Annotated in this window: 5 protein-coding genes; all 5 read right to left on the bottom strand. The window is 51.1% G+C overall.

Annotation, left to right across the window (positions count from 1 at the left end; translation table 11 throughout):
• On the bottom strand, positions 1-3224 hold a 3224-nt coding region (locus VGM55_RS01465; protein ID WP_414648175.1), incomplete at its 3' end, for an ImcF-related family protein.
• Between the two features lie 82 nt (positions 3225-3306).
• Positions 3307-4527, bottom strand: a complete 1221-nt coding sequence (locus VGM55_RS01460; RefSeq protein ID WP_331634354.1) for a hypothetical protein — start codon at positions 4525-4527, stop codon at positions 3307-3309.
• On the bottom strand, positions 4527-4793 hold the full coding sequence (locus VGM55_RS01455) for a PAAR domain-containing protein (RefSeq protein WP_331634353.1): 267 nt from the start codon (positions 4791-4793) through the stop codon (positions 4527-4529). The genes VGM55_RS01460 and VGM55_RS01455 overlap by 1 nt, the downstream gene beginning before the upstream one ends.
• Positions 4790-5824, bottom strand: a complete 1035-nt coding sequence (locus VGM55_RS01450) for a DUF6708 domain-containing protein (protein WP_331634352.1) — start codon at positions 5822-5824, stop codon at positions 4790-4792. Before VGM55_RS01450 ends, VGM55_RS01455 begins: the two co-directional genes overlap by 4 nt.
• 36 nt (positions 5825-5860) lie before the next feature.
• Positions 5861-6161: hypothetical protein (locus VGM55_RS01445; protein ID WP_331634350.1), on the bottom strand; the 301-nt coding region annotated here is incomplete at its 5' end.

Below are 6161 nucleotides of genomic sequence, written 5' to 3'. Positions count from 1 at the left end.
CCCCAGGTACCGCTGTAATCCCCGAACAGACGCGCACCGGCGCTGGTTGAAGTCCAGGTCAGCATAGTACCCGGCTTATACGTCTCTCCCGGCCAGCGGAATGACTGCCAGTCGGCCATTTGGTTAAAGTAATGCAGTTTTTGCCCGTCGATGGTTAGCTGGGTCTCCACCACCTGCGCTGCCGGGCGCGCCTGTAATTCAAAACTGATCCCCTGGCTGCCGTCGGTAAACAGAATGTCCGACAGCTGGCTAAGCTGGTTAACGGCCTTGAGGAAGGCCGGATTAAACGTCAGCCCCTGGCTGTGGGCGTTATCCGGCACCCACTGGCTGCCCTCTTTGTGCAGCACACCATTAAGTTCGGTCGTCAGGAACCGGTCGATGCGCCCGCTGTCCTTACGGATAAACTCGGCCAGCATCGGCAGAGAGGCATCGCTTTTGCTCGCGGCAAACGGGAAGCGGCCATCAAAAGCCGTATGCCAGTTCGCCACCACAGAACGGTTCCAGCGGTCGTTCAGGCTGGCTGCCGACGGCTGCAGTACGGTTTCCCAGGCCTGGGTCAGCGGCTGCACAAACATCGTGTTACCGAAGCCGCTCCACTCTTCCCCCAGACTTGCCGCCACCAGGCTGCCGTACTGCTGGGTATCGGTCAGATCCACGCTTTTACCCTGGAACACCGTCTGGGCCAGAGTCTGCATCATCTCCTGCGGGTCGGACGCGCTTGCTACCTGCTGCAGGCGCAGGCGCACACGGGTGATTCGGGTGAGATAAGTCTGCAGGCTCAGCGAGCTGTCGGCAGACATCACGTTGCTGGCTTTGTTTTTCCCCATCAACGTTAGCAGGGGGCCAAAACTGTCATCCAGCGGCCCCTGTGGACCGGCGGCACGCTGATCGATAGCAGGTTTATCCTGGCTGCCGACCAGCTCCTTCGCCGATTTAATAATGGAGTCGGATAGCTTCTCGTTTTGCTGCCCGGTCAACCCTTGCCAGGCCAGCGTATTCATCAGGGCAATCAGCGGTGACTGGCGCACATCGCTCATCAGCGTCAGCTGATCGGTGACATCAGCAATATTATTCGCCGGGTTAAGTCGCAGGCTGTTAAGGAAGCTCAGCCAGCTACCGGCAAAATCGGTGAAATAACGCTGGGTCAGGCGCGCTTTTAGCGCCTCCGGCGACAGGTCAGCCGAGACCGCTTTACGGCTGTCGCTCAGCACCCAGTCAATTTCATCGCGCCTGGAGTTGGCCGCTTTCTCGATGGCCTGCTGAATTCCCCCTTCCCACGCCTGACGGGTAAACATCCCGGGCACCACCTCATCGGTAGCGAACAGACGGCGGGCATCCGTACCGCTGGTCATGTCTTCCAGAGAGACATCGGCAAAGTTACGACGCACCGATTTGAGCATATTTTCATACAGCGTACTTTCGGCATTGCGACGGCCAATCTGCTGCAACAGCACCTGGCGACTCTGGCTGACCAGCTGCGGGGACAAAGCAATTTTCCACTGTGGCTGCTTCGGCAATTCAGAGATGTAAAAAGCCCACAGATCCGGCGACAGGCTTTGCCACAGGCCGGTTGAGAGACCTGCGCGAGACGGTTGCACGCCTTTCATGGTCCGGGCGTAAAAAGCCCCGTCCACTTTGTCCGGGCGCGACATCATCATCCAGGCTTTAAGCTGGTCATAACCGGGCTTTGCCAGCTGCACGCGCTGGTCGCTATTGGGCGCGGAGTTAGCCAGCACGGTGAGCTTTTGTATCAGGGCCGTATTTGCCGGGTCGCGTATCAGGCGGTTATTCGCCACGCCGTACCACGGCAGCATCGCATTCAGCAGCTGCTGACCGTGATCTAGCCCAAAACGCTGGTACCACGGCGTACCGTCCTGGGCATGATGCTGTAGGCGGCCAGCATCATTTCGCAGGTCATACAGGGCCGTTAGTTGAGAATCGGACACGGAGGGATCTTTCACCAGATGGTGCGCTTTTCCGGCGACAGAAGAGATCTGCCCGTAATTCAGCGCAAAGGAAAGCAGCATGCCCGCGCCCCAGACACCGACCACCGTCATGATGGCCCATGCCAGCGTCTGCTCCCAGGCCATACCGACGCGACGACCACGCAGGCGGGTACAGTCATCCACCACGCCCTGCCAGGTGACCGGGAGCGCCAGGGCATGGCGCTGGGATTCAGCGCGGTATTTTTCCACATCAGCGGCGGCAACAGTGCCTTCGGGTGAATCAACAGCCTGGCTCCCCGGCAGACTAAACACCAGCCCCCGCAGCGGAATACGCGATTGCGAGCTATACAACCACGGCGTCAGCTGCTGAGCCCAGCGGGCAATACCGCCCTCTTTCAGATGCTGCCCCAAACGCAGCAGGAAGTCGTGGCTGTTATTTTCGACTATCTGGCTCACGCCCCGGGCGCGCAGTTCCGGTAGCAGCGTTTCGAGCTGGCGGATAATGTCATCAGCCTGCGAACGCAGCGGGAAACTTGCCCCCACGGCCTGCTCTGCACGCTTCGCCTGCGACCAGTCGCTATCGCACAGCTGCCACAGCCAGACCGGGGCAGAATAGCGCAGCAGCTCGCTGATTTTCTCCAGGCTGCGTAAATCGTTATCGCTAATCTGAGGTGTAAGGTTAAGCGACTGTGGCATGACGCGCACAATACCGTCCAGCGGGCGACCGCGACGCAGTTTACGCAGCGCGGTATATTTTTCAGAGTCCGGCTCCGCTGACAGGCTGCCACCGAAAATCAGAACCGTGCGGTTACCTTCCAGCCATTGCTGCTGTTGCAGGCCGGGCACCAGTTGTTCAATCGCGGCTTCATCGCCGGTGACCAGTAGCAGGCGGACTTTGCGACTCCAGAAAAGGCTGTAGCGGCGGCGTAAATACTTTTTCAGCTTCTGAACTGTCGTAAGTGCAGGGGAATCACTTTTTTTTGTTTTCTGAGCCGAAGAAGATTTATTCGTGGCCTGAGCCTTCACCCTCCGATAAGCTTTTTTACCAAAGAGGTAGGTTGTAATGAACAAAAGTAAAATAAAAAGGAGCAACCCCCCCGTCAGGATCAGGGCGCTAAAAAGCAAAACTGTCTGTAAAACAGAATCTGGGGTAATGCCAAACTGAGTCGGATCATTTTTGAGTATCAGGCAGGCGGCGATCCCCATAAATAAAAAAACAAACAAGATCAGCCACAACTGAAATGTCGTGTTCCTTAGTCCCTGTACTATACGTTCCACTTTTTTCTCCCGACACGAAACAACTGAACACAACAGTGCCCATAACTTTTGTGAATCTGATACTTTGCTACAGCAAACTGTTTTAAGAGACTTCCTGACCCGGTTGAATAACCATCCACCAGGGTAGCCCCTCCTCAGACACACTCATGATCAACTGAGGAAATGGCAATGAACCTGACTGACCGGCAGCAAGCGCAACAGCGAGCCAGGGGGAAGCAACGCCCGTCAATCCTGTTTTCAAATCAATATCGGTAACCTGTGCACTCGCTTCTGCGCGAGGAAAGTGCAGCTTATTTTCTGATAACAAAGACTGCGTTTTATTTTCAGTTCCCATACCAGAAAGCCACAGGGATTCAATATGTTCAACATCGGTTTTACCCCACGCTAAAGCCTGTCTGGCTGATGCGAGTAATGTCGCTGTGCTTTTTGATTGTTCAGGTCTGTGAAAGTGAACTGCGGTATTTATGCCTGGCTCTGTTTCATCTCCGGGGCGTAATAGCAACGCGACGGCAGCCTCACCATCGCCATCAGAGACAGTCGCCCGGAGGCAGATAGAGACGACAAGCAGTGAATCGATGCTCTCAGGATTGTCCAGCCAGTTATCAATATCTGACAGCCCAAAATGGGGTAATAACCGAATATCACTAGCAGGTAAAAGCGTAACCATCCGCTTTTGAAATTCTTCCAGCTCATCCTGAGGCAGATAAATACTTGGATCTATCTGTAAAACAACCTGAAGTGGTTTAATTGTTTTGTACCGGGATAATGCAGTTTTCAATATCGGATCGTTCAGAAGTTCCCGAAATCGATTATGAATACGTTCCGCTGTAGGTGAGTGGCTATCACTAAACCGGGCGATATAACTTACAGACTGTGTTTCTGAATCAATAACAGAAGGTAATTTTATCCCCTGTGGCAGCAGGAATTGTTCAGTAAGTGTCCCTGACGTCACGACATGGGGTAAACATACACTTGCAGCATCCACGACCAGAAAATATTGTCCTCGCTGAATTTCATTCGCGATATCTTGCTCACGCTCATTATCCCATCCATTTGCTGGCCATACGGTAGAGAGCCATGCCAGCCAGCGAACACCAAACAACACAACCCAAATTGCCAATGGTGCACTAATGAAGCAATGCCAGAAGATCGCTCCCTGGGCAGAGTGATTGGCAGGCCATAACCAGGACGTAAGAAAACCGCCCAGTCCCAGGAAAATAAGTAGTATGACCAGCCAGCGTTTTATTGATGGCTGGCGGGTTCTGCTGGCGACATCAGGTATCGCGGAAAGATCGACAGGCATTATTTACTCGTCGTCGCAGTATTCAGGGATGATATTAGCTTACATCCACAAGAGCACTCATAATCATGAAAGGCAACAGGAGTCCCTCTGTCTTTCATTGTAGAATGACCTTGTGAAATATATGATGGGCTATGCCCGTTAATAGGGCAACTAACAGGATCGTTTAGACGAGCAACACCGATACCTTTAAACTTCATTTTGGAAGAGCCAGACAGAACTTTTCCTCCTCCTGTTGTTTTATCGCCAATATGAATAACACCTTTCATATTTTACCTCCATATTTTGCATCCAGCTTTGCTTTAATTTTTTGGTTTGCGGATTTCAGTCGCTGGTTCTTCGCGTCATATGCTTCCCGAGTTTCATTTGCTAACACGGTACGCCAGCGATGTGGCGAATTATTTTCAGCGCCAATATTGATTGGGTCATTTGGTTCTACAGCACACGCATCAATAACGTCCTGCGACCACTGCGGGATCTTGCTGGTCTGCATGGCAATATAGCGGGCAATGCTTTCAATCAGCGCGAAAGGCAGATTCAGAACAAGCAGCAACCAGTCTCCACGTGAATCTATTTGCATCAGTCTCTGCAATCCTGCGACGTAACCTTCTTTTTGTTTTTCAACGGGAGGACAAAACAAAACGGTTTCAGCCAGCTCTTCAAGACAATCCTCTTCCATATAGCAGCGAATAAACTCCCAGTAGAGGGCCAACTCTTCCCTTGGCCCTACATAACCAAAGCTGAAAGTGTTCAGCACGGTTTCTTTATCTTCGGAAAGAAGATGTCCAACAATACAGTAACTAATTCTCTGTTTACTGGTTGTAAAGAAAATATCACCCCACGGAACTGTTATAACTTCACCACTAATCTGATAGATATGCACCTGCTGTTTCTTTCGGTTGAACCTTACGGGGTAATGTGTTTTTCGAAACCAGTCTTTCAATAGAAAACGCATGCAATAAAACACCACGCCTCCACAAAGAAAAAAAACGAAAAAAAGCGAAGGAAGATCACCACCATTAAAAATAGTTGTTTTTGCAATGGCAAGAAAGAAAATAATAAATAAAATGCAAAATGCCATCATAAATGATGCTATATACCCTTTTGTAGGATAAAACTTATCCACAATTTCCAGGTAAGATGAATTCATTCGTATAACTGTTTCCAAATCAAGTACAGTAGCCTCACCAGAAATTTTTCTTCTTTTACCCCGAACAAAACGACTTTGTTTTTCTTCTTTGGTCAGCGGTCTATTAATCTTAAACGGAATAAAAAGACCAATATCGTGTGAAATTGCCATTATGCTCTAACCTCTCCTTGTCCTTTCCAGCCAGACTCAGGAAACTACTTCGTATTTCGCATCCAGCTTTACTTTAATTTTTTGGTTTGCGGATTTCAGTCGTTGGTTTTTCGCGTCATACACTTCCCGTTTCTCATTTGCTAACACGGTACGCCAGCGATGCGGCGAATTGTTTTCAGCGCCAATATTAATCAGATCATTCGGTTCGACAGCACACGCATCAATAACGTCCTGCGACCACTGCGGGATCTTGCTGGTCTGCATCCCGATATAGCGTGCAATACTCTCTATCAGAGAAAGCGGAAGTAACAAAACGTTGGGGATCCATTCCAGCCGG

It is taken from the genome of Cedecea sp., from assembly GCF_036500665.1.
Classification (GTDB): domain Bacteria; phylum Pseudomonadota; class Gammaproteobacteria; order Enterobacterales; family Enterobacteriaceae; genus Cedecea.
This window is presented reverse-complemented; position numbering and strand designations above follow the sequence as displayed.